General features: G+C 64.0%; 27 protein-coding genes. 8 read left to right on the top strand and 19 right to left on the bottom strand.

Going from position 1 to position 25,102, the window contains the following annotated elements; translation table 11 throughout:
- Positions 1–733, top strand: a 733-nt coding sequence (locus tag RT424_RS13030) for a thiolase family protein (protein ID WP_313438751.1), incomplete at its 5' end; no start/stop codon positions are given.
- A gap of 55 nt (positions 734–788) precedes the next feature.
- Here the strand turns inward: RT424_RS13030 and RT424_RS13025 are convergent.
- Positions 789–1,979: an acyltransferase gene (locus RT424_RS13025; RefSeq protein ID WP_313438748.1), complete on the bottom strand. Its 1,191-nt coding sequence runs from the start codon at positions 1,977–1,979 to the stop codon at positions 789–791.
- A gap of 83 nt (positions 1,980–2,062) precedes the next feature.
- On the opposite strand from RT424_RS13025, the gene RT424_RS13020 reads away from it, so the two are divergent.
- On the top strand, positions 2,063–2,767 hold the full coding sequence (locus RT424_RS13020; protein ID WP_313438745.1) for a substrate-binding domain-containing protein: 705 nt from the start codon (positions 2,063–2,065) through the stop codon (positions 2,765–2,767).
- Here the strand turns inward: RT424_RS13020 and RT424_RS13015 are convergent.
- Together RT424_RS13015 and RT424_RS13010 are read right to left on the bottom strand one after the other, a co-directional pair.
- A complete protein-coding gene (locus RT424_RS13015; protein WP_313438743.1) occupies positions 2,727–3,209 on the bottom strand; it encodes a VOC family protein in 483 nt (160 codons plus the stop codon). The genes RT424_RS13020 and RT424_RS13015 overlap by 41 nt on opposite strands.
- A 128-nt stretch (positions 3,210–3,337) precedes the next feature.
- Entirely contained in the window at positions 3,338–4,120 is a 783-nt protein-coding gene (locus RT424_RS13010; protein WP_313438740.1) for an SDR family oxidoreductase, read from the bottom strand.
- A 172-nt stretch (positions 4,121–4,292) separates the two neighbouring features.
- Between RT424_RS13010 and RT424_RS13005 the strand changes: the two genes are divergently transcribed.
- A complete protein-coding gene (locus RT424_RS13005; RefSeq protein WP_313438738.1) occupies positions 4,293–5,555 on the top strand; it encodes a CoA transferase in 1,263 nt (420 codons plus the stop codon).
- A 57-nt stretch (positions 5,556–5,612) separates the two neighbouring features.
- Here RT424_RS13005 and RT424_RS13000 read toward each other — a convergent pair whose 3' ends face one another.
- Positions 5,613–6,395 carry an enoyl-CoA hydratase-related protein gene (locus tag RT424_RS13000; protein WP_313438736.1) on the bottom strand — a complete coding sequence of 261 codons (783 nt, stop codon included), beginning with the start codon at positions 6,393–6,395 and terminating at the stop codon, positions 5,613–5,615.
- Between the two features lie 18 nt (positions 6,396–6,413).
- Positions 6,414–7,394: a nitronate monooxygenase family protein gene (locus RT424_RS12995; protein WP_313438733.1), complete on the bottom strand. Its 981-nt coding sequence runs from the start codon at positions 7,392–7,394 to the stop codon at positions 6,414–6,416.
- 172 nt (positions 7,395–7,566) lie between these two features.
- On the opposite strand from RT424_RS12995, the gene htpX reads away from it, so the two are divergent.
- Positions 7,567–8,433, top strand: coding sequence for a zinc metalloprotease HtpX (gene htpX / locus RT424_RS12990; RefSeq protein WP_313438730.1), 867 nt, complete (start codon positions 7,567–7,569; stop codon positions 8,431–8,433).
- A gap of 114 nt (positions 8,434–8,547) precedes the next feature.
- A complete protein-coding gene (locus RT424_RS12985) occupies positions 8,548–9,963 on the top strand; it encodes an aromatic ring-hydroxylating dioxygenase subunit alpha (protein ID WP_313438728.1) in 1,416 nt (471 codons plus the stop codon).
- A 60-nt stretch (positions 9,964–10,023) separates the two neighbouring features.
- Here RT424_RS12985 and RT424_RS12980 read toward each other — a convergent pair whose 3' ends face one another.
- From RT424_RS12980 to RT424_RS12970, 3 genes are all read right to left on the bottom strand, one after another.
- The gene (locus tag RT424_RS12980) at positions 10,024–10,839 is read right to left on the bottom strand and encodes a LysR family transcriptional regulator (protein WP_313438726.1); all 816 of its coding nucleotides are present in this window, start codon (positions 10,837–10,839) and stop codon (positions 10,024–10,026) included.
- 110 nt (positions 10,840–10,949) lie between these two features.
- Complete coding sequence (gene apaG, locus RT424_RS12975) at positions 10,950–11,348, bottom strand: Co2+/Mg2+ efflux protein ApaG (protein ID WP_313438722.1); 399 nt, start codon at positions 11,346–11,348, stop codon at positions 10,950–10,952.
- Between the two features lie 181 nt (positions 11,349–11,529).
- Positions 11,530–12,738, bottom strand: coding sequence for an aminotransferase class I/II-fold pyridoxal phosphate-dependent enzyme (locus tag RT424_RS12970; RefSeq protein WP_313438719.1), 1,209 nt, complete (start codon positions 12,736–12,738; stop codon positions 11,530–11,532).
- A 130-nt stretch (positions 12,739–12,868) separates the two neighbouring features.
- Here RT424_RS12970 and RT424_RS12965 point away from each other — a divergent pair, with 130 nt between their 5' ends.
- The gene (locus tag RT424_RS12965) at positions 12,869–14,152 is read left to right on the top strand and encodes a phospholipid carrier-dependent glycosyltransferase (RefSeq protein WP_313438716.1); all 1,284 of its coding nucleotides are present in this window, start codon (positions 12,869–12,871) and stop codon (positions 14,150–14,152) included.
- Between the two features lie 21 nt (positions 14,153–14,173).
- On the opposite strand, the gene RT424_RS12960 is transcribed toward RT424_RS12965, so the two are convergent.
- The 8 genes from RT424_RS12960 to RT424_RS12925 all read right to left on the bottom strand — a co-directional run bounded on the left by RT424_RS12960 (position 14,174) and on the right by RT424_RS12925 (position 20,076).
- On the bottom strand, positions 14,174–14,503 hold the full coding sequence (locus RT424_RS12960) for a hypothetical protein (protein ID WP_313438713.1): 330 nt from the start codon (positions 14,501–14,503) through the stop codon (positions 14,174–14,176).
- Positions 14,504–14,618: 115 nt separating this feature from the next.
- The gene (locus tag RT424_RS12955; protein WP_313438710.1) at positions 14,619–15,245 is read right to left on the bottom strand and encodes a DUF2238 domain-containing protein; all 627 of its coding nucleotides are present in this window, start codon (positions 15,243–15,245) and stop codon (positions 14,619–14,621) included.
- Between the two features lie 20 nt (positions 15,246–15,265).
- A complete protein-coding gene (locus RT424_RS12950) occupies positions 15,266–16,441 on the bottom strand; it encodes a glycosyltransferase family 2 protein (protein ID WP_313438707.1) in 1,176 nt (391 codons plus the stop codon).
- Positions 16,442–16,499: 58 nt separating this feature from the next.
- Complete coding sequence (gene leuB, locus RT424_RS12945) at positions 16,500–17,543, bottom strand: 3-isopropylmalate dehydrogenase (RefSeq protein WP_313438753.1); 1,044 nt, start codon at positions 17,541–17,543, stop codon at positions 16,500–16,502.
- Between the two features lie 19 nt (positions 17,544–17,562).
- Positions 17,563–18,168: a DNA repair protein RecO gene (locus tag RT424_RS12940; RefSeq protein WP_313438705.1), complete on the bottom strand. Its 606-nt coding sequence runs from the start codon at positions 18,166–18,168 to the stop codon at positions 17,563–17,565.
- 118 nt (positions 18,169–18,286) lie between these two features.
- A complete protein-coding gene (locus tag RT424_RS12935; RefSeq protein WP_313438702.1) occupies positions 18,287–18,535 on the bottom strand; it encodes an accessory factor UbiK family protein in 249 nt (82 codons plus the stop codon).
- Positions 18,536–18,613: 78 nt separating this feature from the next.
- Entirely contained in the window at positions 18,614–19,168 is a 555-nt protein-coding gene (locus tag RT424_RS12930) for a TspO/MBR family protein (protein WP_313438699.1), read from the bottom strand.
- Positions 19,169–19,260: 92 nt separating this feature from the next.
- Positions 19,261–20,076, bottom strand: a complete 816-nt coding sequence (locus tag RT424_RS12925; protein WP_313438696.1) for a TlyA family RNA methyltransferase — start codon at positions 20,074–20,076, stop codon at positions 19,261–19,263.
- Positions 20,077–20,123: 47 nt separating this feature from the next.
- Here RT424_RS12925 and RT424_RS12920 point away from each other — a divergent pair, with 47 nt between their 5' ends.
- Together RT424_RS12920 and RT424_RS12915 are read left to right on the top strand one after the other, a co-directional pair.
- A complete protein-coding gene (locus RT424_RS12920) occupies positions 20,124–20,684 on the top strand; it encodes a hypothetical protein (RefSeq protein WP_313438693.1) in 561 nt (186 codons plus the stop codon).
- Positions 20,685–21,582: 898 nt separating this feature from the next.
- Positions 21,583–22,683, top strand: a complete 1,101-nt coding sequence (locus tag RT424_RS12915; protein WP_313438691.1) for a branched-chain amino acid aminotransferase — start codon at positions 21,583–21,585, stop codon at positions 22,681–22,683.
- 41 nt (positions 22,684–22,724) lie between these two features.
- Here RT424_RS12915 and RT424_RS12910 read toward each other — a convergent pair whose 3' ends face one another.
- The 3 genes from RT424_RS12910 to RT424_RS12900 form a co-directional block, all read right to left on the bottom strand.
- Positions 22,725–23,051, bottom strand: coding sequence for a hypothetical protein (locus RT424_RS12910; RefSeq protein WP_313438688.1), 327 nt, complete (start codon positions 23,049–23,051; stop codon positions 22,725–22,727).
- Positions 23,052–23,059: 8 nt separating this feature from the next.
- Entirely contained in the window at positions 23,060–24,259 is a 1,200-nt protein-coding gene (locus RT424_RS12905; protein ID WP_313438685.1) for an aromatic ring-hydroxylating dioxygenase subunit alpha, read from the bottom strand.
- Between the two features lie 76 nt (positions 24,260–24,335).
- Positions 24,336–24,962, bottom strand: a complete 627-nt coding sequence (locus RT424_RS12900) for a TetR/AcrR family transcriptional regulator (protein ID WP_313438683.1) — start codon at positions 24,960–24,962, stop codon at positions 24,336–24,338.
- Positions 24,963–25,102 lie beyond the last annotated feature (140 nt).

The raw sequence follows: 25,102 nt of genomic DNA, 5'->3' as shown, positions 1-25,102 counted from the left end.
CTGGGCGACTTCGGCAGCCTGCTGGACGGCTCAATATGCTGCCCGGCACATGCATCGCTACGGCCTCACGCGCGAACAGCTTGGACAGATCGCCATCAATGGCTCGAAAAATGCCATGGCGAACCCGCGCGCCCGCGCGATCACCAAGGAAGAGCTGACGCTGGACAAATACATGGCCGCGCGAATGATCACTACACCGCTCTGCCTTTACGACTGCGATCGCTTTTCGGACGCGTCGACCGTGGTGATCGTCTCCGCAGGTGACGCACTGGACGAAGTTTCGGCCAAGCCGATCCGTATCGCCGCGATGTCGGGATCGGTGGACCGCTATTCATGGGATCAGGTGGAGGAATTCGCCGCCTACGAAACCGGCGCGGATCTCTGGAAGCGTACGGACTACACCACTGCCGACGTCGATACCGCGCAATTCTACGACGGCTTCGCCTTCCTGCCGATCACCTGGCTGGAGGGCCTCGGCTTCTGCGAGAAAGGCGAAGGCGGTCGCTTCATAGAGGGCGGCCACCGCATCGCGCGAGACGGCGAACTGCCGCTCAACACCTTCGGCGGGCAATTGGGAGCAGGCCGCCTGCACGGCTTCGGCTTCGCCCATGAAGCCGTCACCCAGCTTCGCGGGAAAGGCGGTGAACGGCAGATCGCCGGTGACCCCAAAGTGGCGGTGGCCACGTCCGGCGGCGGTCCGATGGCGGCGGCCCTGCTGCTGGCGCGGGACTGACGGACAGGCTTTCCGCCCCCCTCGGATGGGGGCGGGGATGCCTATCGAACCGGTGTCAGCCTGCCGAAGCCAAGGCGGGTTTCGTCTCGTCCGAAGTTTTGCGCGCGCGTTTGCGCTTGAGTCCGATAAGCGGACGCAGCGGTCCGATCTCGCGCCCGATCAGATAGAAGATCCACGATCCACCCGCCACCGCTGCGCAGAGCGTCAGGAATTCCGCCAGTGCACCAAGCCCCATGTCACGGATGCCGTAACTCACGAAGACCATGACCGTCTGGTGGGCGATGTAGATCGGAAATACCGCCTCCACCAGCGTGGTGCGCCAGCGATGGTCGAAGTTCCAATAGCGGTCGGCAATGCCGAACAGCGCGATCACGGTGCCCCAGCACTGCACCGATTTTGCGAAGGAAAGCGGTTGCTGCCAGTCGGCCGGGGTCGGGATGTTGCCGGGATAGAGCAAGGTGTCGCCCATGACCCAGGCGTAGCCCAGCATGCCGAGTACGAGCGCCAGCTTCCACTGACGGGCGATGGCCGCCCGCATCGGCTCCGAACCACGCAGCAGGAAACCGAACAGGAACATTCCGAAATAGTGCAGGTGCGCGCTGCGATCCTGGAGGAAGTTGTGCATGTCGGTCCAGCCATAAGGCAACATGCGGATCAGGAAGATCAGCCCGATGCCCAGCGGCAGCAGAGCCGGTCCCGAAAGTAGGCGCTCAGTCCCTCGACGCAGACCTGCGCGCCACGCTTCAGGCAGCAGCATCAAGGCCGCGCACAGTGCCAGGGTGTAGGCCAGCAGGTAGATCACGAACCACATATGCATGGTCGCGGGAAGAACTTCGTAGCCGACCTTGTGGAACCGGAACGCATCGTGAAGCAGGAAGTAACCATATCCATGGTCGTACCCGCTGTTGACAAGGCCCATGTACGGCTGCGGTGGCACCACCACGGTAAGGCCGAAAAGAAGAGGAATTCCAAGGCGAAGGATGCGACTCTTCAGGAACGCTCGATTGTCGCCGTCCTTTTTCAGCAAGGCGGCGCTCGCATAACCGGAAATCGCGAAAAGCAGCGCGAGGCGCCATGCACTCAGCCCAAGCAGCGGGATTTCCGCCCAACCCACGACGCCGCGAGTGGGGGTCTGGTAACCCCACGGCGTGAACGAAAAGCCTACATGGTAGAAGATCAGCAGAACGAAGGCGCCTACGCGCAGCCAATCCATGCCATAGTGGCGTTGCGACGGGGCAGGCTTCATCGTTCTCCGGTGGGGTGGGCGGGTCCGCCAATGCGGAAGCATCGCTCACTTAGGGATTTCGCGGCTTTTCCGCAATAACCGGGTTGTATCAGGTCGTCGCAGCAGGACCATGGGAGGATCTCTCCAGATCGGACCGGGAGGAACTACCGGCGATTTGCGCCGAGGCGGGAATCGGCTGCGCGCGCCTGGGATATGCAGACCTGGCGTGCGACGATCGCGCCGCCATGGCCCAGCTCGTTCGTTGGCTGTTAGCCGAGGGGCACGGCCGGGTCGGCTTCATCTCGCATGCCGACAGCTCCCCTTCCGGCAGGCTTCGTGAAGAAGGCTACGTGGAAGGTATGGGGCATGGCCTCCGAAACGGCCCCTTGATGATCGTGCCTGGAGACGGCAGCCTCGCTTCCGGGTTCACAGCCGCACAAATCCTGCTGGACGTGAGTCCACGCCCCGCTGCAATCGTTGCAGGCAATGACGAGATGGCGGCCGGCGCGCTTCAGGCCGCAGCGCAAGCCGGGCTGTCGGTCCCGCGCGATCTGTCGGTGATAGGCTTCGAAGACCTGCCCATCGCAGCCAAGACCTGCCCCCCGCTTACCACCATGCGCGTGCCCTGGCAGGATATCGCGAAGGAGGCTCTGGCGCGACTGCTCGACGGACGGGTGTCGCGCCATACTTTCGCGATGGATATCGTCGTGCGCAGATCGGCCCGGCCCCTTGCCCGGCCCCCTGCTCAGCCCGGCCCGGCCGCACGCCTCACTCTCGGGGTGCCCCGGCGCGAAGGTCCTCGAGAGTGAAGCCGTTATCGGGGGCGCATTGCTGCACTTCGATCACGTTGCCCTCCGGGTCGTAACCGTAGAGCGTTTTGACATGCCCCATGTCCACGAAGGAACGATCGTTGAAGGTCATGCCGCAGGCTTCCAGGTGAACGATATCGGCAGCGATATCCGTCACGTCGATGCAGAGATGCGTATATCCCCGGTCGTTCGGACGAAGCGGCGGGGCGGCGCTGGGTGGCGGCGCGGAATAGGAGAAGAGTTCGAGATAGCATTGCCCGGCCCTCAGCATGATGCCGTTCGCTGCGGAGCCCGGTACGTCGACGATCAGATCCATCACCGCCTCATCCTGCCAGCCGAAACCCTCGCCGACCGGCTCGAAGCCGAGCGCCTCGACGTAGAAACGCGTCATCCGATCGAGGTCGCGGCAGTTTACGCCGATATGGTGAACACCCCTGATCATCGCTGCTCCCCGCCTTACGCCCCGCCCAGGCTACTCCCGCGCGACACCGGCGAACAACGACAACGGCTTGACCGGAAAGGATCGGAGCGATGGGCCTAAGGGCAATAGGCGTGTGCCAGCCAACTGGGCTAAGCGCTTGCAGGCTCCACCCAGGTGGTGCGGGTCACTCTCGGGCTGAGGTACTTGGTCGCGGTCCATCCGCCATCCACGACGATCGACTGCCCATTGATCATCTCGCTGCCCGGTAGGCAAAGAAAGGCGATCACGCTGGCGATGTCTTCCGGCTGGGCCAGGCGCGGATAGGGCGTGGTTTCCACATTCGCCCGCTTGAAACCTTCGTCCTCGAAGCGGTGGCGGACCATGTCGGTCATCGTCACGCCCGGCGCGACACAGTTCGAACGGATGCCGCGAGGACCATATTCGCACGCCATGTGCTCGGTAAGAGACTTCAATCCGCCCTTGGCCGCGGAATAGGCACCGCCGCGCCGCCCGCCGATGTGCGCGAACGTGCTGGTGACGTTGACGACGCTGGAGCCTTGCGAGAGATGCGGAATCACGTCGCGGCAGAGCCGAAACGGGGCGACCAGCATGATGTCCAGGAAATCGTCCAGCGTTTCGTCGTCGGTCTCGTCCAGCGGCTTGGGGCTGCCGACGCCGGCATTGTTCACCAGCGCATCGATCTGCCCGAAGCGCTCCATGGCTGCGGCGACGATGGCTCCCGGTGCGGCAGGGTCCGTCAGGTCGGCGCTGATCGCCAGAACATGGTCGGGATTGCCGATCTCGGCTTCCAGCACCGCCAGCTTATCCCTGCTGCGACCGACACCTACGATCGCATAACCTTCCGAATGGAGGATCTTCGCGGTTTCCAGCCCGATGCCGCTGCCCGCGCCGGTGATGATCGCCGTCTTCATCGCATGATCCCCTCGAACTTCTTTCACTTTTGGGCTCTTTCGCTTCCGGCTAGGCGCTTTCCTCCCGTCGCATAAGCCCGGTCACGCGTTTCGCGATGCGTGATCGTGGCCGCGATAAGCGAGGGCACTCGCCTTGGCCGCTTTCGAGGGCGGGGCTAGCCTTGCCCTCATCATGAGCACGAACCACAACGATAAGGCCGCCCCCCATTCAGCATTGGCGGGGATTCGCGTCATCGACATGAGCCGCGTCTTCGCCGCCCCGATCGGCGCGCAGATCCTTGGCGATCTCGGCGCGGACGTCATCAAGATCGAACGCCCCGGCGTGGGTGACGACGGGCGCGGCTACGGCTTCTCGTGGGTGCCCGGCAAGAACGGAATCGAGACGCGGCACTCCAGCTTCTTCACCGTCTCCAACCGCAACAAGCGCTCCATCACGCTCAATCATTCTCATCCCGAGGGTCAGGCGATCCTGCGTGAACTGGCGAAAAGCGCCGACGTGCTGATCGAGAATTACAAGGTCGGCGATCTCAAGCGCTTCGGCCTGGATTACGAGAGCCTGCGAGAGATCAACCCGCGCCTGATCTACTGCTCGGTCACCGGCTTCGGCCAGACCGGCCCAATGGCGGCGCGGCCCGGCTATGACGGCCTGTTCCAGGCCACCGGCGGCATGATGGCGGTCACCGGCATTCCCGAAGGCCAGCCCGGCAGCGGCCCGCTCAAGACCGGGCCAAGCCTGGTGGACTTCGTGACCGGCCACAATACCGCGCTCGCGATCCTCGGCGCCCTGCAATATCGCAACCGCACCGGCGAAGGTCAGTTCATCGACATCGCCCTGCTCGACAGTTCGGTGGCGATGGTCAGCCACATCATGCAGGACTACCTGATCAGTGGCCAAGCGCCGCCCCGCCTCGGCAATGGCGGCAATGGCGGGGGACCGGCTGATTTGATGCATTGCGCCGACGGCATCGTCTATCTCACCGCCGGCACCGACGAGCATTATCGCCGCCTCACCGTGCTGATGGAGCAGCCCGAACTCTTCACGGACCCGCGTTTCGACAGCAACCTGAAGCGCGGCAAGACCAACCGTGCCGAACTCATGGACCTCATCAACGCCTGGAGCGGCGGCTTCACCGTTGCCCGGATGCAGGAGATGCTCGACAACGCCGGTATCCCCGCGGCCCGCTACAACGAACTGGCAGACGTTTGGGAGGACGAGCAAGTCAAGCATCGCAACTTGCGCGCCACCACGCCCCACGCCTGGGCGGAAAGCGGATCGGTGGACCTTATCGCCAGCCCTCTCGCCCAGATGTCCGCCAGCCCGGCAACGATCCGCATGGCGCCGCCGATGCTGGGCGAACATACCGCAGAAGTGCTGGCGGAACTCGGCATCGACGAGGCTCGACTGACGGTGCTGCGAGACGCGGGCGCGGTTTAAGGCCGCGTCCCGCCTTCCCTTGCCTTCGAGATAAGGCGTCCGTGGTCCTGCTTGCGTTCACCGCCCCCTGAAAGCCGGACTGCGCTTTTCGGCGAAGGCCTTGACCCCTTCCACGAAATCCTCGGTGCGCGACGCGTCGCGCTGGCCGAGCCGTTCGTTGGTCAGAGCCTGCTCCAGCGTGCAGTCGGCGGCCGCCCAGGCCACCTGCTTGATCCGGCGCAGCGACCAGGGGCCTTGCGCAAGTTCCCCGGCAAGCGCCATGGCGGCCGCTTCCACTTCAGCGTCGGGTACGACCCGGTTGACCAGGCCCCATTCCAGCGCCTTGGCGGCGGTAAGACGCTCGCCGAGCAGCATCATTTCCATGGCGCGCACCCGGCCCACGGCGCGGGTCAGCAGCCACGACGACCCGCCATCGGGCACGAGGCCGACGTGGCGGAATGCCTGGAGGAAAAAGCCGCCTTCGCCGCAGACGATAAGGTCTCCCGCCATGGCCAGTCCGGCACCTACGCCCGCCGCCGCGCCGCGCACGGCGGTGACCACCGGCTGCTCCATGTCGCGCATGGCGATGATGACGGGGTTGAAGTGCCGGTCGAGCAAGGTGCCGACATCGCGGCGCGGATCATCGAGCATGTCCTGCGCGTCGCCCAGGTTGGCGCCTGAGCAGAACGCCTTGCCTTCGCCCGTCAGCAGTACCGCCCGTGCCTCGAAGGCGGCGCGGGAGACGGCGTCGAACAGTTCCTCACCCATCTGCGCCGATCCCGCATTACGCGTTGCAGGATCGTTCATCGAAATGCGCGCGACGCCGTTATCGAGGCTGTAGAGGACTTTCTCGTAAGTCATTGTGGTCTTGGCTCCTGTTCAGGCCAGCATCTTCCCAAGACGGCCTTCGACGATTTCCGTCGCCTCGGCAACGATCCTATCGATCAGTTCCCGGCAGGTTGGCAGGTCGTGGATCAGGCCCTGAACCATGCCGGCCCAGAAAATTCCCTTGGTAAGATCGCCCGACTGCAGCAATTCGCGGCCCACTGCCCCGGCGACAAGATGCTTGATGTCGTCGAAAGTCGAGTCCGGCCGCTCCGATATCTCTACGACTTCATCCGAAACCCCGTTTTTGCCGACGCGGGCGGTATTCTTGAACTTGCGAAAGATCAGGTTGGTCCCGCGCTCATCGTTCTCGATATAGCGGGCTTTGACGTTGTCATGGATCGGCGCTTCCCGGGTGGCGCAGAAACGGGTGCCCATGTTGATCCCCTCCGCCCCAAGCGCCAGCGCTGCAACAAGCCCGCGTCCATCGCCGAATCCCCCGCTTGCCAGCATCGGGATCTGTACCTTGTCCGCCGCCGAGGGGATCAGGATGAGGCCGGGAATGTCGTCCTCGCCCGGATGGCCGGCACATTCGAACCCGTCGATCGAGATGATGTCGCAGCCGTGCTTCTCGGCCGAAAGCGCGTGGCGAACGGCCGTGCACTTGTGGATCACGGTGATGCCATGCGGCTTCACGAGTTCCCAAATCTCGCGCACCTGCTGGGTGCCCGCCGTCTCGACGATCTTCACGCCGCCTTCGATCGCGGCCTGCGCGTAAGCCTTGTAGTCGGGCGGCAGAAGGGTCGGGAACACGGTGATGTTCACCGCGAAAGGCTTGTCGGTCATCGACCGGCAGCGTTCGATTTCCTCACGCAGTGCCTGCGGGCTTGGCTGCGTCAGGGCTGTCAGGGTTCCCAGACCGCCCGCGTTGGATACCGCGCTGGCCAGTTCCGCCAGCCCCACGCCCTGCATGCCACCCTGCACGATCGGATGCTCGATGCCGAGCATCTCGGTAACGCGGGTTTTGAACGCCATTGCCTGCAACTCCCCAGAAAACGTCTTTCCGGTCGTCCTAGGCGGGATTGCCGCGCTTGGGGACACCTCGCCCCCGCAATTCGCGCAGGCGATGGGAAAGCCGTTCCGGATATTGAAAGCCGCGCCGTGATACCCAGATCGCGCATTCGGCAATTCAAAGGAGTTTCAAGACGTGAACGGTTTCAAGACGGCCATGCTGCTGGCGGCGCTCACGGCGTTGTTCATGGGGCTGGGCTATATCTTCGGCGGCGCAGGCGGGGCGATGATCGCGCTGGTGCTGGCGGCGGGGATGAACCTGTTCACCTTCTGGAACGCCGACAGCATCGTGCTGCGGATGCACAATGCACGAGAAGTTGACGAGCGCACCGCCCCTGACTTCTACAACCTGGTTGCCGACCTCGCACGCCGCGCGCAACTGCCGATGCCGCGCGTCTATCTGGTGGAGAGTGCCAATCCCAACGCCTTCGCCACCGGCCGCAATCCGGAACATGCGGCGGTGGCGGCCACCACCGGACTGATAGAAAGGCTGACTCGCGAGGAAGTGGCGGCGGTGATGGCGCACGAACTCGGCCATGTGAAGAACCGCGACACTCTGATCATGACCATGGTGGCGACGATTGCCGGCGCCATCTCCATGATCGCCAACTTCGGACTGTTCTTCGGCGGGCATGGAGAGGACCGGCCCAATCCGATCGCGGCCATGGCAGCGGTGTTCATGGCACCGTTCGCCGCGATGATCGTGCAGATGGCGATCAGCCGCACACGTGAATTCGGCGCCGACCGCGCGGCGGCGGAGATCAGCGGCAATCCTCGCGCGCTGGCCTCGGCACTCGCCAAGATCGCCGGACCGGCGCAGTCGGTGCCGAGCGTAGCATCGGAACGCAACCCGGCCGCCGCGCAGCTTTACATCGTGCCGACGTCCGTCTCGGACCTGTTCTCGACCCACCCCGCGACCGAGAAGCGCATCGCCGCGCTGATGGCGATGGAAGACGTCGCGCCGCGCCGCTCGGCCTCCGCGCTCGATCCCACGCGGAAGTAACGCCATTCAGATAGCGCGCCCGCGATGCGGACGGGCGCGCCTCGGCATTGCCTGCACCGCCCACGGTTGTACATTCGTTCAATACGAACGAAGAATAATCCGAGAGGTGTCGGAGTGCTGAAATCTGTCGACGGCGGGCTGCGGTCCGTCCCCTACCCGATCGACGATCCCGAGCGGATCCCGGTCAAGCGCTACTACGATGCCGAGTTCTATCAGGCCGAGCTGGACCACTTGTGGCCGCACGTCTGGCAGATGGCCTGCCGCGAGGAACAGATCCCCGAAGTGGGCGACTGGATCGAGTACGAGAACGTCGGCAAGTCCGTGGTGATCGTGCGCACCGCCAGCGGTATCAAGGCCTTCCACAACGCCTGCCGCCATCGCGGCGTGCCGTTCGCCGGTGGCACCGGCCAAGCTCACGGCAACTGCAAGAAATCGGGCTTCGTCTGCCCGTTCCACGGCTGGCGCTGGAACATGGATGGCGAATCCACCCAGGTTTACGGCAAGCACATGTTCTCCGAGCGGCAGCTTCAGGAAGACGATATCAACCTGATCCCCTGCCGCGCCGAGACTTTCATCGGCTGCGTCTGGATCAACCATGAAGACGAAGCCCCTTCGGTCCGCGAATCGCTGGGTTCGCTCGCCGGCAATCTCGAAGCGCGCGGGCTGGACAAGATGCGTGCCGAATGGTGCTTCGCCACCGATCTGCCCGCCAACTGGAAGATCGCGATGGAAGCCTTCATGGAAGGCTATCACGTGATGCAGACGCATCCCCAGCTCCAGCACGCCGCGCCGATGATGTACGATTCGATGTACCGTAGCCCGCGCGGCCCGGTGCCGATCATGGCCGAACCGCATCTATCCTATCGCGAGAACCAGGAGTTGCAGGTCAAGTCCATGGCCCTGCTCAGCGAAGGCATGGCGGGCATGGTCCACGAAAAGGAAGTGGAGATCGCGCGCGGCCTGATCGGCATCGAGGAAGGCCTGCCGGAAGACCAGAACATGGCAATGTTCCATTGGCTGGGCATCGTCATGCACCAGATCTCGGAGCAGCTGAAAGCACGGGGCGAGCCGGTTCCCGACTTGTGCACCGTATCGCAGACGCATCCGGTGAAGGCGGTGGAGTTCCTCTTCCCGCACTATTTCCTGCTGCCCTACTTCACCTCCATGTCGGCCTATCGCATCCGCCCGCTCGGGCCGGAAAGCTGCCGCTTCGAAATCTGGTCGCTGACCTACGCGCCCGAGGACGACACGTCGGAGCCGGTCATGGAACCGACCGTGCTGCCGTACAACAGTCCGGATTTTCCGCCGATTCCCCGGCAGGACTATGCGAACATTCCCATCCAGCAGAAGGGGTTGCACGCCAAGGGCTTCGAATTCATGCGTTTGTCGCATGAAGTCGAAGGCCTGATCAGCAACTACCAGCGCATCATCGACGGCTACCTGAAGGGTGTTCCGCAAGAGCAGCTCGCCACGGCCATCCACAAGCTGGGCGGCAACTTCGACGGGCCGATCGAGGATCTCGGCTTCTGATCCGAACCAGGCTCCGCCCGCTTTCTCCAACGAAGGCGGGCGGGTCCATGGGCCTTGGGCTCAGTCGGAAAAAGCCTGCTCCGCCAGAGCGCCGACCAGGGCCTTCACTTTCTTCTGGCGCCATTGCGGCAGTGGGGCCACCAGCCAGTAGCCCCGGCGGCACGGCGTAGTCGCCTGGATGACGCTCTGGTCGCTTGCGCTGATCAGACCGCGCGCCAGCAAGCCCGGTACGCGTGCGCGACCGAGACCGGACCGCGCCGCGGCGATAGCCTGACCGGCATCGCTCACCGCGATCGCCGGCTTGGCCTCCTCGTTCTCCTGATCGTCCTCGGTGCCGGGTGCGGGATCGCCCGGCCAGCCGATCCAATCGCCCTCGCCGATCTCAACCCACTCCGCCGCCCCCAAAGGCGCGCCTTCAAGCTCTCCCGGGCCGTCCGTCCAGCGCACAGCCAGATCCAGATTGGCTTCTGTGAAGTCCGTCAACTCGCCATCGACGATGACGTAGCGGACTTGCGGGTTCTCGGCCCGAAATGCCGCGAGGCGCGGGGCCAGCCAGGCCGCGAAGAATTCGCGCGGCGCGGCGATCGTATAGACGTGGCTCGATTGCCCCGCCTGCATCGCCTGCACCGCGTCCTCGAAATGGAGGAAACCGGTGCGCAAGGCCGCGAGGCCAGCCCCCGCTTCGTCCGTCAGTTCCAAGCCCTTGCTGGTGCGGCGGAACAGCACCACGCCAAGAAGGTCTTCCAGCGCGCGAATCTGCTGGCCCACGGCGGCTGGCGTCACCGCCAGTTCGTCGGCGGCGCGGGTGAACGAGAGGTGGCGTGCCGCTGCATCGAACACGCGCAGGGCATTGAGGGGCAAGTGCGTGCGCTTCATGGGAGTTCCCTATGCGCTGGGACGGCCTGGAGCAATGCCCATGGCGCCTCGATCGATCCGATCGCTCAACGCCCGGTTACTCAACGCGCGGTTACTCAACGCGCGGTTACTCAACGCGCGGTTGCAGGTGCCGCCAGAGGAAAGAAAGGAATGGCCGCCTCTACCTCGCTGCCGTCCTCCCGCAGGAAGACGTAGTAGCCTTCCATCGACCCTTGCGGCGTCGGCAGCGGGCAACCGGAGACGTAATCGTGGCTGCGACCGGGAACGATGACCGGCTGTTCGCCAACCACACCTTCTCCATCGACCATGCTCACGTCGCCATTGCCATCGGTGATGCGCCAGTGCCGGGTCATAAGCTGAAGCGTTTCGTCCGAATCGTTCTCGATGCGGATGTGGTAGACCCAGAACCACTTACCCGCCTCGATGCGTGATTGCTCGGGCAGGAAATTGACGGCGACCCGCACGGTCACACCGTCGCTCATCGCGGTATGCTGGAAGAATTCCTTCATAACGCTCGCCAGCCTAACGATGAAATGAGCCCGCGACAACTGCGCAACCGAGCCGGTGAAGGCCGCCCCCCGCCCCGTTGCCGGGCGGAGCGGCGCGACCGCGCCACGGAAGCGTCCGGCCTGTCGCCCGGCGCCTCACCGCAAGACCCGCGCCATAAACGCCCCGCCGCGAAAGCTATCGTCAGAGCCCCGCCCTGGTCAGCGCCTGATCGAGGTCCTCAATGAGGTCGTCCGCGTCTTCGAGCCCGACATTGATGCGCAGCATGCCCTCGGTAACGCCCATCGCTTCGCGCCCTTCCGGCCCGACGCCGTGATGTGTGGTCGAGGCGGGGTGACACATCAGCGAGCGCGAATCGCCGATGTTGTTGGAGATATCGATAAGCTCCAGCGCGTCGAGAAGCGCATGGGCCTGTTCGCGCCCTCCATGCAGTTCGAAGCTGAAGATCGGGCCGCAGGCATCCATCTGCTTCTGGGCCAGCGCCTGCTGCGGGTGGCTGTCCAGCCAGGGGTGAAGAATCTTCGGCACCCGACCGGCGACGAACTGGCCGACCTTCAGCGCATTCTCGCTCTGCTTCTTCGCCCGTAGATCGAGCGTTTCCAAGCCCTTGAGCACGACCCAGGCATTGAACGGCGAGAGGTTCGGCCCCGTGTTGCGCTGGAACGGCAGCAGCTTGTCGTTGATGAATTCCTCGGTGCCACAGACGGCGCCGGCCAGCACACGGCCCTGCCCGTCCATCAGCTTGGTGGCGGAATAGGCGACGACGTCCACGCCGAATTCCATCGGGCGTTGCAGCACCGGCGAGCAGAACGCGTTGTCCACCACGGTCGTGATGCCGTGCGCCTTGGCGATGGCGCAGATGCCTTCGATATCTGCAATGTCCATGGTCGGATTGGCGGGCGATTCGAAGAAGAACACCTTGGTGTTCGGCCGGATCGCCGCTTCCCAGGCCGCGGTGTCGGTGGCGTCGATCACCGTCACGTCGATACCGAAGCGCGGCAGGAGGCTGTCGCCCAGCCAGCGGCAGGATCCGAAGGCGGCGCGGGCCGAAACCATGTGGTCGCCTGCCGAAAGCTGGCAGAGCAGCGCAGTGGTCATGGCCGCCATGCCCGAGGCCTGGGTACGGCAGGCCTCTGCCCCTTCGAGCAGGGCGATGCGCTCTTCCAGCATCTGCACGGTCGGGTTCTGGAGACGCGAATAGGTCATGCCGTCGTCCTCGCCCATGAAGCGGGCGGCGACGGTGGCGGCATCGTCGTAGCTGTAGCCGGAGGTGAGGAACAGCGCTTCGCTGGTCTCCCCCATTTCCGAGCGCCAGGTTCCCCCGCGGATTGCGCGGGTGGCCGGGCGCCAGTTGCGGGTCTTCGAGCGGTCCTGTCCGGTGGTGCGTTTCATGGCCGAGGCTCTAGAATCGCGGACGCGCCAGCGCAAGGCGCCAATGCAACCTTCTGGAGCACGCTCTTTGGTGGAGCACGCTTCAGCCAGTCTTGCAGTGCTCCCACTTCGCCCTTATCCCGCCCACCCGATGCCGAACGCTTCGCGCAATGACCGAGATCCGATCGGCTGGAGCCTGATCGTGGCGAGCCTGTTCCTGGCCCTCGCCCTGTTCCGACTCGCGGAGCCGGGCCGCTACTATTTCGACGAGGTGCACTACGTCCCCGCCGCGCTGAAGCTGCTGGAACTGATCCCGGCCAATCGCGAGCACCCAATGTTCGGCAAGGAAGTGATCGCCGGCTTCATCGCCCTGATGGGAGACCGCCCGCTTGCCTGGCGGATCGGCCCGCTGCTGTTCGGGGCCTTCGGACTATTCGCCTTCGCCCGTTTCGTCTGGCATTTGTCCGGCCGGCGGCGCGCTACGATCACCGCCACCGTCCTGCTGGCGACCAATTTCATGTGGTTCGTCCAGAGCCGCATCTCGATGCTGGACATGATCGAGGCCTCGGTCTGCATGGTCGGGCTCTGGCAGTTCGCGGCAGCCCTGCGCACGCGGACGAGAGGCTCTGCCCGATTCCATCTGGCGGCGGCGGGGATCGCGCTCGGGCTGTCTCTCGGTGCGAAATGGAGCAGCGCGCCCGCTCTCATGATTCCCGGCCTCTGGTTTCTGGCGCTGCGCATCCGCGAAACGGGATGGAAGGTCATCGGCCGCAAAAGCGCCGGTCCCATTCCCGGCGTCTCTCTGGCAGAGGCGGCGTTCTGGCTGGGGCTGCTACCGATCCTGGTCTATTGGGCGACTTACGCCCCTGCCATGTTCTACTCCATTCGACCGACTTCGCCCTGGGGTTTCGTCGAGCAGCACCGGCACATGATCGCGCTTCAGGACAGCGTGAAAAAGCTGCATCCCTATCGCAGCGTCTGGTACCAGTGGATGGTCGATTGGCGCCCGATCTGGTACCAGTTCGAGAACATCGACGGGCACCAGCACGGCATCGTCATGCTGGGCCATCCCTTCTCCATGATCGCCGGCCTTTTCGCGCTCGTCTGGGGCATCTGGGCATCGATCTTCCGCGCGCGGCGCGACGTCCTGACCCTGGTGCTGCTCTACGCCAGCACGCTGGGAATCTGGATCGTCAATGGCAAGCCGATCCAGTTCTACTACCATTATCTCCTGCCCGGCGCTTTCCTCATGGCGATTCTCGCCTTCGCTCTGGACGCGCTGTGGGAACGGCGCGACCGCTGGCGCCATCTCGGCACGGGCACGCTGGTCGCCTCCGTAGGCCTGTTCGTGGTGTTCTATCCGATCATTTCGGGCGCGCCGCTGCCGACGAAGGAGTTCTACAATTTCTGGATGTGGTTTCCGAACTGGCGTTGACGCCCGTGCGGCTCTGACAATTCAGGCGCTCTGCATATCGGCTGTCAGCACTTCAAGCCTGCAATTCCCTTCCAGAAGCAGCTCGATCACGCCCGAAGTTCCCTGCGGCCGGCGATAGCGCGCGGGCCACCCCTCGCGCCCGGCGACGGCGAAAACTTCGGCTACGGTCAGCGGAGTTGCGAGCACTATGCCGTATTCCTCGCCAGGGGGAAGCCCTTCCGGTCTTTCGAGGATTTCGAGATCGGGCCCTTCGGCCGAAACGACAAGCCAGCCCGCCTGAGCCTGGACCGCCGGGCGGCCGACGATTTCCGCAAGCACGGTCGCGACATGGCATGGATCGCGGACCTTCATGGAAACGCGCAATATCATGGTTCGCCTCATCCGTCGGTTCCCGGCGAAGACAGGATCGCACCGCTCGGCACAAAGGGAAACCGGCGAACGCCCTACGCGCACCGTCGAAGGTATTTCAGGTGAACCGGGCCTTCGTCCGCAGGCAGATCGCCGCAAGGACGGCTCCCAGGCCGGCCATGGCCATGTCCTTCTGCGGATCCCAGGGATCGCCCTGCTGGCCGTTGTAGGCCAGCGCATCCGGGCCCGCCATGAACACGGTGAGCAGCCATTCGAAAATCTCGTAGACGGCGCTGCCGGCCAGCACGAACTCTACCGCCACGTAGGTCGCCAGCGAGATCGACAGCGCCTTGTGCCTCGCCAGCCAGCAGGAGATCGGATGGACCCAGAGCGCGCCGAAGCTGAAATGGACCAGTCGGTCCCAGCCGTTGCGTTCCAGCCCCAGTGCCACGGAGGGTGAAGGCAGGCCGATCGCCCGTGCCCAGTCGTCATAAGGCACGAAGGAATAGATGTAACGGCCGCCGATCGTGTGAAGCACGAGGAACAGGCAGACGCAGGCTACTGCGCTGGTCGGCATGGGCCATCGCCGCAGCGAGAAGCCGATGCCTGCCAGGATCGCCAGGGTCGGCAGGTTCTGCATTGGCGCCAGACGCGGAAACGGCGTGTCCAGCAAGCTGAACAACGCCGCCAGGCCCGTCAGCGCGAGCCATGCCATCTGTCCGCGCGGCAAGGGATGCCCCGTCATGGAGCGGGTCGCCTTGGGCCTCAGTACTTGCCCCAGACGAACTTCGACGAGAGCGCGAAGTTGAACACCGAGGCCAGCAGCACGCCGGTGATCACCGCCAGCACGTCATGGATGCCGATGGTCTTGAGCACTGCGGCCGAGCCGATGTTGGTAAGCAGGCCCAGCGAACAGGTGAGCGCGAACTGCGCCCAGCCGCGCATCAGCGGGCCGAAGCCGCGCAGGCGCTTGTCCGAATAGGTCAGCTCGTTGTTGAGCACGAAGTTGAACGTCATCGCGACGACGGCGGCGATGGTGTTCGAGATGTTGAACGTCGCGCTCTCGGACCAGTTGCCGTAGACGAACCGTTCGGCGAACACGAGGTGAAGCATCACCCACAGCACGCTCAGCTGCACCACGACGCCCAGGGCACCGACCGTGCCGAACAGCGCGAAACGGGTCGGAATGATCCGACCCAGCCACTTGTCGTAAAGACCCACGAGGAATTCGAACACGACGGTCTGGTCCAGTTTGCTTTCACCTTCCGCACGGGCCGCGAAATGGAGAGGGAACTCCTTGACGCGAAGCGGACGGTCGACGGTTGCGAGGATATCGAGAAGAATCTTGAAGCCCACGCCGGATAGGCGATGCGCGTCGGCGCGCAGGGTTTCGGTGCGAAGCATGAAGAACCCGCTCATGGGATCGGTCAGCTCGACGCCGGTCACCTTGTTCGCGATCCGGTTGGCAAGACCGGACGCCTTGACGCGATCCGGCCGCCCCCAGGCCTCGGTGCTGGCGCCTTCGGCGAAGCGCGAGGCATAGGCAAGGTCGTATTCGCCGGACGTGACCGCCTTCAGCATATTCGGCAGCAAGGCCGGGTCATGCTGGTGGTCGGCATCCATCACCGCCACGACCGGGGCGGCGGTGGAGCACATCCCTTCGATCGCGGCGCTGGCAAGGCCGCGACGCCCGATGCGCTGGATGCAGCGAACGCGCGGGTCCACCAGCGACAGGCGGCGAGCCTCGTCCGAGGTGCCGTCAGGGCTGTTGTCGTCCACGAAGACGGCTTCCCATGCCACGCCCTTCAGCGCGGCATCGAGACGCTCGATCATCGTCGCGATGTTCTTGCGTTCGTTGTAGGTGGGCAGGACGACCGCCAGCTCCAGCGGCCTGGCGCCAGCTTCGATCGTCCCTGCAATATCAGAACCGGTAATGTTCATGCGCCCCGTGATAGGTGGTAAATCTGAATAAATCTTCGCCGATCAAAGCGCGAACGCCTTAAAGGCGTTCGAGCACCGCGTCACCGATTTCACGCGTGCCTGCGGTGCCGCCGAGATCGCCGCCCTTGATACCGTCGGCCAGCGCCTTGGCGACCGCCATCTCGATCCGGGCCGCTTCCGCTTCCAGGCCGAACGAATGGCGCAGCAGCATCGCCGCCGAGAGGATCGTCGCCATCGGATTGGCAAGACCCTTGCCCGCGATATCCGGCGCCGAACCGTGGATCGGTTCATAAAGGCCAAGCGTGCCCTCTGCAAGACTGGCCGAAGCGAGCAGGCCGATCGAGCCCACGCACATCGACGCCTGGTCGGAAAGAATGTCGCCGAACAGGTTGCCCGTGACGATCACGTCGAACTGCCCCGGGTTCTTCACCAACTGCATCGCCGCATTGTCGACGTACATGTGGGTAAGCTCGACCTCGGGATATTCCTTGGCGACTTCGATCACCACATCGCGCCAGAGCTGCGACGTTTCCAGCACGTTGGCCTTGTCTACCGAGCAGAGCTTCTTGCCGCGACCCATCGCCGCCTTGAAGCCGACATGAGCGATGCGGCGCACTTCATCCTCGGCATAGGACATCATGTCCCAGCCCTGGCGACGGCCGTCCTCCAGCGTGCGGATGCCCTTTTCGCCAAAGTACACGTCGCCGTTCAGCTCGCGCACGATCAGTAGGTCGATCTTGCTGGCCACTTCCGGGCGCAGCGTGGTCAGGTCCTCAAGGCCCGCGAAGACCTGCGCCGGGCGCAGGTTCGCGAACAGACCGAGTTCCTTGCGCAGACCGAGGATGGCCTGTTCCGGGCGCAGATGGCGCTCCAGATGGTCGCAGGAGAAATCGCCCACGGCGCCGAACAGGATCGCCTGAGCCGATCGCGCGATGTCCAGGGTTTGGGCGGGAAGCGGATGGCCGTGCTTGTAATAGGCGGCGCCGCCGACATCGCCTTCGACCAGTTCCAGTCCCGGAAGCTCAAGCTTCTCAAGAACGCGCACCGCCTGCTCGGTGACCTCGGGACCGATCCCGTCTCCTGCAAATACCGCGATGCGCATGTCGTTCTCCGCTTGCTTCTCAGCCATGAATCCGTGCCAGCCGCTCGCGCAGCAGGACGCGCGACCCCATAACGTCTCCGCGCCGATCGGCAAGCGGATAGCGCGAAAGCTCGCGACCGAGGCGGTCGAAAGTCGTGAGGATGGCGCTCCAGTCGTCGTCTTCGGGGCGGTTTACGGGCACGCCGTAGCCCAGTTCGCGCAACAGCAGAACCTCGTAGGAAAGCAGCGGTAATGCCCACCCTCGCGCCGACGGCGCAACGCAGATCGCTTCGAGCAGAGCGCTGAGAGCATCGTAGAGTGCAGGGAAAGCCTGGCGCTCCGGCAGGGCCATCGCCGTCAGGGCGGTGACCCAGGAAATCGCGGCTGCGGGAAGCGGCTCGCTCAGCCAGGGACCGCGACTGGTGACAAGTTCCACCCGCGCGAACGGCAGCTGGCTCTCGCTTTTGGACCGGATATCCGCCTCCACCGCATTGCCGGGAATCAGCACGGGCCGCAAGGCGCGCCCCCGGCCACCCGCCACGTAGGCGGCAACGATCCCCGCCTCTGCCGTAAGCATGCGCGCGATCACCGCCGTCTCGCCGTGCGGGCGGGCAGCACAGACGATGGCGGAAGCGCGAAGCTGCATGGCGGTGGTTACTGGCCGGTCGGCATGGCAGAGGCAAGCGCCGAGAGTGCAGACATGAAAAACGCGGGAAATCCCCCGCGTTTTTCGATGCTAATCAAATCGGACCGAAGAGGAAGCCTTACTGCCCCGACTTGCCTTCGAGCGCCTCGATGCGCGCCTTCAAAGCCTCGACCTCTCCGCGCGCGGTGGCGGCGAGTTCCTTGACGGCCTCGAATTCCTCGCGGGTGACATAGTCCATGTCGCCCATGAGTTCCTTGAAGCGCTCACGCGCGTTATCGCGCGCTTCACGGCCCATGCCGGCGAGCGTGCCGGCAGCACTGTTCATCATCTTGACGAAATCGGCGACGAAGGGGTTTTCGCTTTGCATGCCGCGTTATTTGGTATGTCGCGCGAAAACGCGCAAGAGGCCTTGGCGATTTTCCCGCCAGTCGCCGTCAGCAGTCGCTCATATCTCGAAACGCTCGACACTGCGCGGGCCTTCGGCGCCGTCCAGCGTGGGGTTCGCTTGCAGGAACGCAAAGTTGAGGTAGGTCGCGAAGCAGATCCAGGCCAGGTAAGGCACCAGCAACAGCCCTGCCATCGGGCGAATCCTGGAGAACAGGATGATGGTGACCAGAACCGCCAGGTCCAGAACGCCGATCAGGATCAGCGCCATGGTGATCTGGTGCGCGCCGAAGAACAACGGGCTCCAGGCCAGGTTCAGCGCAAACTGCACCGCGAAAACCGCCACCGCCAGCCCACGCCCCCGTGCGCCACGCGCCGCGCAGACCATCGCCAGGGAAACCCCCATCAGCACGTAGAGTATGGTCCACACGATCCCGAACGTGGCGGGAGGGGGATAGATTCCGGGCTTTGCCAGTGCATCGAACCAGGGATTGCCCGGTCCGCTTTGCGCCATTCGCCCGGAAACGAAGCCCAGAAGCACCATGAGGGGAACGAGCACGAGAGCCCAACGAAACAGGCTGGCCCGCAACTGGCCGGACGAGGCGATCAGGTTCATTCCCTTGGCACTCCCGAATCAGGAAAATCCGTGATGGTGAGCGGGTTGTGTAACGAGCCTGCCTCGCACGCAATCGTCGGCGATCGGGAAATTCACCCGCGCCATGCCGACACGAGGAACTCGACATTGCCCTCCGGCCCCTTGATCGGGCTTTCGACAATCCCCTGGATGGTCCAGCCATCGCCCTCCAGCCAGTCCCGCACTTCGTTGCAGACCCTCTCGTGCAAGACCGGATCGCGCACCACCCCGCCTTTGCCCACTTCGTTCCGGCCGACTTCGAACTGCGGCTTGATCAGCGCCACCAGTCGGCAGTCCGGCGCGGCCAGGCGCAGCGGCACTTCCAGCACTTTCGATAACCCGATGAAGCTGGCATCGCACACCACCCAGTTGCATGCCGCATCGATCTGCTGCGACGTCAGGATGCGGGCGCTGGTCTGCTCCAGCACAGTGACGCGCGGATCCTGTCGCAATTTCCAGGCCAGCTGATTCGTACCCGAATCGACCGCGAAGACCCGCTCCGCTCCATGCGTAAGCAAGACGTCGGTGAAGCCGCCGGTCGAGCTGCCGATATCCATGGCCAAGGCACCGGTCGGGTCGAGATCGAAGTGCTCGATGGCATGCGCCAGCTTGATCCCGCCACGCGAGACCCAGGGGTGATCGCGACCGCGCACTTCAAGCGGCGCATCCGCCTTGATGTTCTGCCCCGGCTTGGCGATCTTGGTTTCGCCCGAAAAGACCAGCCCGGCGAGGACCAGCGCCTGAGCGCGTGTGCGGCTCTCGACAAGCCCGCGATCGACCAGCAGCTGATCGACCCGCGCCTTTGCCACCTTGGGCGCCGACCTAGGCGCAACTTGGGACGAAGGGCCTGATTTCTTTTCGACGGGGCGGGGTTCGATCGGGTCGGTCATGGCTTTGCATACTTGAGATGGGCCGCGCCTCATTCCATACCAGGGGCATGAAGGCAAATCCGCGCCGGCGTACCGACGCCCTCCCATTCTCCCGCAACTTGTCCCGCAAGCTGCTGGCACTCGCGCCGCTGACGGCACTCACCCTTGTCGCGGCCTGCGTGCCGGCCAGCAAACCGCCCGCCCCGGCGCCGCGGCCGGTTCCGACGACACCGGCCGCGCCGCCCCTTCCGGCATCGCCGCCGCCCGCCGACTGGCGGGACGCGCCCCGGACGCCGGGCGACTGGCGAATCACCAGCCCTGGCATCGCCAGCTTCGGCGACGGAATCTTCGGCATCCGCTGCAATCGCGGTTCATCGACGGTTTCGCTGTTCCGCAGCGGCACAGCGGCCGGCCCGGTGTCTCTCGCGATCACGACGTCCGACACCACGCGCACGCTCACCGCCAATCCGGTCAACGGCGGGGTGCAGGTCGATCTGCCCGCGCGCGATCGCCTGCTCGATTCGATCGCTTTCAGTCGCGGGCGCTTCGCGGTGCAGGCGCAGGGCATGCAGCCGCTCTACGTTCCGAGCTGGACGGAGATATCCCGCGTCATCGAAGACTGTCGCTAGAAAGACTGGCGCTGCAGATAGGCGCCAATCCGCAAACACACATCGCCGCGCGCTTCGTCCTTTACAGACGGGTCGCGCGCGCTGGTGCTGAAAGCTCGAATCAGGGCCGATCCTGTGGCCATAAGTGAGCGGGACTCGCCTTCACGATCAGCCTGCCAAACCCGGCCCGAGCGTAAATTTGAGGCGATTTCAGAGGGTTTCAGGCCGCAGTTCGCAGCCCCCAAAAACGGACCTTCAACGAGGTTCGCAGGCTGGGGAAAACTAGCCCGAAGCACTGATAATGACCGCAAAAAAGATGATTGCAAGGCTTGTTGTGCGCTGCGGAATCGGACACAAATTTCTCAGGACGACGGAACCCGGCACACGCGCCCGGACGTTCATGAAGTCCAGCCGCTTCGGTGGAAGTCCGGGGTGGCAACCTTGGCTCAACAGCGCGAAAGGAGGTGATCCGATGTCTCATGGTTCAGCAGAGAGGTCGGCAATTTCCGTCGCGAGGCATTATCGCCAATTCTGATCTGGCGATAAAGGCTTTCGCTGGCGGCACTTCCCGGCCGCTGACCATGCGAAGGGCCGCACCGGGCAACCGGGGCGGCCCTTCTCATTTGCAAGCCGTCTAGACTTGCAGGCTGTCGTCGCGCCCGCATGCGCCCTTGCGGTCGATCCGGCGCCTGAACGTTGCGCCTTCTCCGCAAAATTCATGTCGGCCCAAAAATTCATGCTGGCCCTGCGCCGAGCTACGGGGCTAATGCTCTGCTTCTGAAACTTCCGCATTTCTGTCTCGACGCTTTTGCACGTCGTGAGGCAGGAATTGCTGAGTATCAAAATTACTTTTCAGTTGCCTTTGTTGTAATTTTCATTCAGCAGCGGCGCGGAACGCATTACAAGAGGACTTCGTTAAATGGCGACGATCGCCGATGCCGGCCTGACTTTCACCACCCTGTCCCATCCCTCGCCCGTCAGCGCGGAGCAGAGGGCGGCCGTGCTCGCCAATCCCGGTTTCGGCACGAATTTCTCCGATCACATGGTGACGGTGGAATGGACCGAGGGTCGCGGCTGGCATGACGCGGTCGTCGGGCCGCGCCAGCCGATCGCACTCGATCCCGCCGCGTCCGTGCTGCATTATGCCCAGGAAATCTTCGAGGGCCTCAAGGCTTACGTCCAGGCCGACGGCTCGGTAGCCCTGTTCCGTCCCGAAGCGAATGCCGCGCGGTTCAACCAGTCGGCCCAGCGGCTGGCCATGCCGGAACTGCCTGAGGACCTCTTCGTGGAGGCCATCGAACGGCTGGTGAAGATCGACCGGGCGTGGATTCCCGAGGGCGAAGGTGCCTCGCTCTACCTGCGTCCCTTCATGATCGCGACCGAAGCCTTCCTGGGCGTGCGTCCGGCCAAGCAGTACAAGTTCATCGTGATCGCGAGCCCGGCCGGCAACTACTTCAAATCCGGTGCCCCGGCCGTCTCGATCTGGGTTTCCGACTATACCCGCGCCGCGCCCGGTGGGACCGGTGCCGCCAAGTGCGGCGGCAATTACGCCGCCAGCCTCGTGCCCCAGGCCGAAGCGATCTCGCGCGGGCATGACCAGGTCGTCTTCCTCGACGCCGCCGAGCACAAGTGGATCGAGGAACTGGGCGGCATGAACCTCTATTTCGTGTTCGAGGACGGCACCCTGCTGACCCCTGCCCTCACCGGCACGATCCTGCCCGGCATCACTCGCGACAGCCTGCTCCAGCTCGCTCGAGAGGAAGGCCTCAAGGTCGTGGAAGGCAAGTACAGTCTGGACCAGTGGCGCGAAGATGCGCAGTCCGGCAAGCTGGTGGAGACATTCGCCTGCGGAACGGCAGCCGTGGTCACCTCTGTGGGCAAGGTTTCCGGGCGCGATGGCGAATTCGTGATCGGCTCGGGCGGCCCCGGCCAGCTTACCGCCAGGCTCAAGAGCCGCCTGGTTTCGATCCAGCGCGGCGAAGCGGCCGATACCCACGGCTGGATCCGCAAGGTATCCTGATCGAAAGGGCGGGGATCGTACCCCGCCCTTTCGCTACAGCCTCAGACGCCGGCGGGACTGCGCGTGATTCGCATGAATTGCCGCAGTTCCGCGTGGCTGGCTTCGCTATCCTTCTGAAGTTCGACCGCCAGCGACACATGCGCAAGGCTGAGCAGCAGGTTCATCAGCTTTTCATCGGCCGCATCCAGCGCGTGCAGCCCGCGGGCATCCAGATGATCGAGTGCGTCACCGAGCAGCGCGCGCCCCTCTTCGTAGAACGCTTCCCGCTCCTCCCTTGAGGATGCGCCACGTCGCTCGGCCCGCGCGGCCGACCCGCTGAGGGCCCAGCGATGGACGAACGGTTCGAGCCGAGCGAAACCCTCCGGCAATATCCGCGTCATCGCACCTGCTCCGGAGTGGCGCCGCGATAAGCACGAACCTTGCGATCGACCTCGACGAACAGATGCCGGCAGAGGGATTCCTGCACCTGGAAATGGATGTGGCGAAGCGCCCCGCTAGCCAGGCCCTTGTGCCCTCTCTCGATCACCGACCGGTCTTCGGCGTGGACGTCCCGCGCGGTCGCCATGGCGTACTCGCGGGCGAAACGCTCGCTGGCGCTCTCGTCCTCGCCCACCCAGTAGAGCCGGATCACGCCACGCGAACGGTCCGGCGCGATCGGCATCACCATGTGCGAGAAGTGCTGCACTGGCGATCCGAACAAAAAGAAGTTCGGAAAAAGCGCAAGGTAGTCCTTCACTGTGTCGGCGCCGAGCAGCCCATCGGCCATGGCCGACGCACCGCCGCGCCGAAACGCCTCACCCTGGATCGGCGCAGGCGGCGGCATGGCCGGATTGGTCCAGATTCGCTGGGCGCGATGCGCGCCATGGAAGCCGTAGGAGACGGGATAACCGAAGGGATTGTCTGCGCTGCATACCGGTTTCGCGGCCGCTGGATGGATAAAGCGCAAGTGATAGTTTTCCTGGAAATTGTCGAAAGTCAGCTTCCAGTTGGCATCGATATCATAGACATATTCCGAGAACGTCGTCGCCTGCCCGACCGGCATTCCGTCCAACTTCTCCGCCAGTGGTCCAAGTTCGTCGCGCAAACTGGTCTCGGGCTCTCCGAAATGGACGAAGATCAGCCCCCCGATCACTTCGCAATAAAGCCGCGGCAACGCGCAGGCCTCCTTGGAGACATGGAACGATCCGAAATCGGGCGCGGAAACCAACGCACCGTCCAAGGCGAACGTCCACATGTGATAAGGGCAGCTGAACGTGTTCCTGCGGCCTTCGCCGTCATCCACCAATTGAGTGCCGCGATGCGTGCACACATTGTGGAAAGCCCGAATTTCGCCGTCCTTTCCGCGCGTCACCAATACCGACGCCTTGAGCACCTCGACTTCGCGGCGAATGAAACTGCCTCGTTCGGGGAGTTCGCAGGAATGGCCGATCTGCATCCAGCTCTGCCGGAAAACCGCTTCTCGTTCCATCTCGAACCAGGTGTTGTCGAAGTAAGGTTCGGCCGGGACCGGCCCGGTTCCGAGCCAATCCAGTTCATCCTTGCCGACCGGTTCGAACGCCACACTGCATTCGCCCATCTTCCGCTCTCCCGTTCTCGTTGTGGAAAGCAGGCTAAAACGGATCACCGATTCTTACAACAATGGTGTCGTAATTTTAGCGCCCGGGCGTTACGCCGATCAGGCGAAGCATGGCGATCTGGGTGCGTGACAGCCGGTCCACGGTGTCTTCCAGCGAAAGCTCGGGACGCACGCTGTTGCGGTAGACCCGCGGCCCGATCATGGCCCAGGTCAGCAGGAACGTGGCGAAGGCTTCAGCGTCGATCTCCATCGTGTCCCGGCTGGCCTGCAACTGGGCGTGTAGCCCCTGGACCAGGCCATCCCAGTGCGGATAGCGCTCGGCGGCACGCCCCGGCGCCAGGAACTCCTCGGTCCACAAGGCGATGACTTCCGGCTGCTCGATCACGAAGCGAGTGATGAAGCGCGTGCGGTTTTCCGCCGTGTCCGATGGCGCGAAGGCGGCCGAAAGCTGATCGGCGGACCATTCCCGCACCGCAGCCAGCAACGCTTCGCGGCTGTCGAAATGATAGTAGACCGTCGTGCGATTCACACCCGCCTCACGCGCCACTTCCGACAACGACAGCGCTTCGGTGCCCTTCTCGGACATCAGCCGCACGGCGGTGTCGATCAACAGGGCGTGGGTTTCCCGAAATCCCTTGTTGCGGCGACGCGAAGGCTGCCGCCTGCCGATAGGCGCCGCTGCCGGGTCGATCATCTTGGTCATTGGCCTTCCGCCTGTCTTGTCATGCGGGCAAAGCAAGCCGCAATATCGATTATGCGATTGATTTAAAATGACATTACAAAAATGTCGAGAGGTCTTCCGGAAATATGTCGCTTGCTGCACATCTCTTCTGGAGGGTCTGC

Origin of the sequence: Novosphingobium sp. (genome assembly GCF_032093395.1) — a bacterium.
Taxonomy (GTDB): Bacteria; Pseudomonadota; Alphaproteobacteria; order Sphingomonadales; family Sphingomonadaceae; genus Novosphingobium.
The sequence above is the reverse complement of the archived record's forward strand: the minus strand, read 5'-3'. Positions and strand labels throughout refer to the sequence as shown.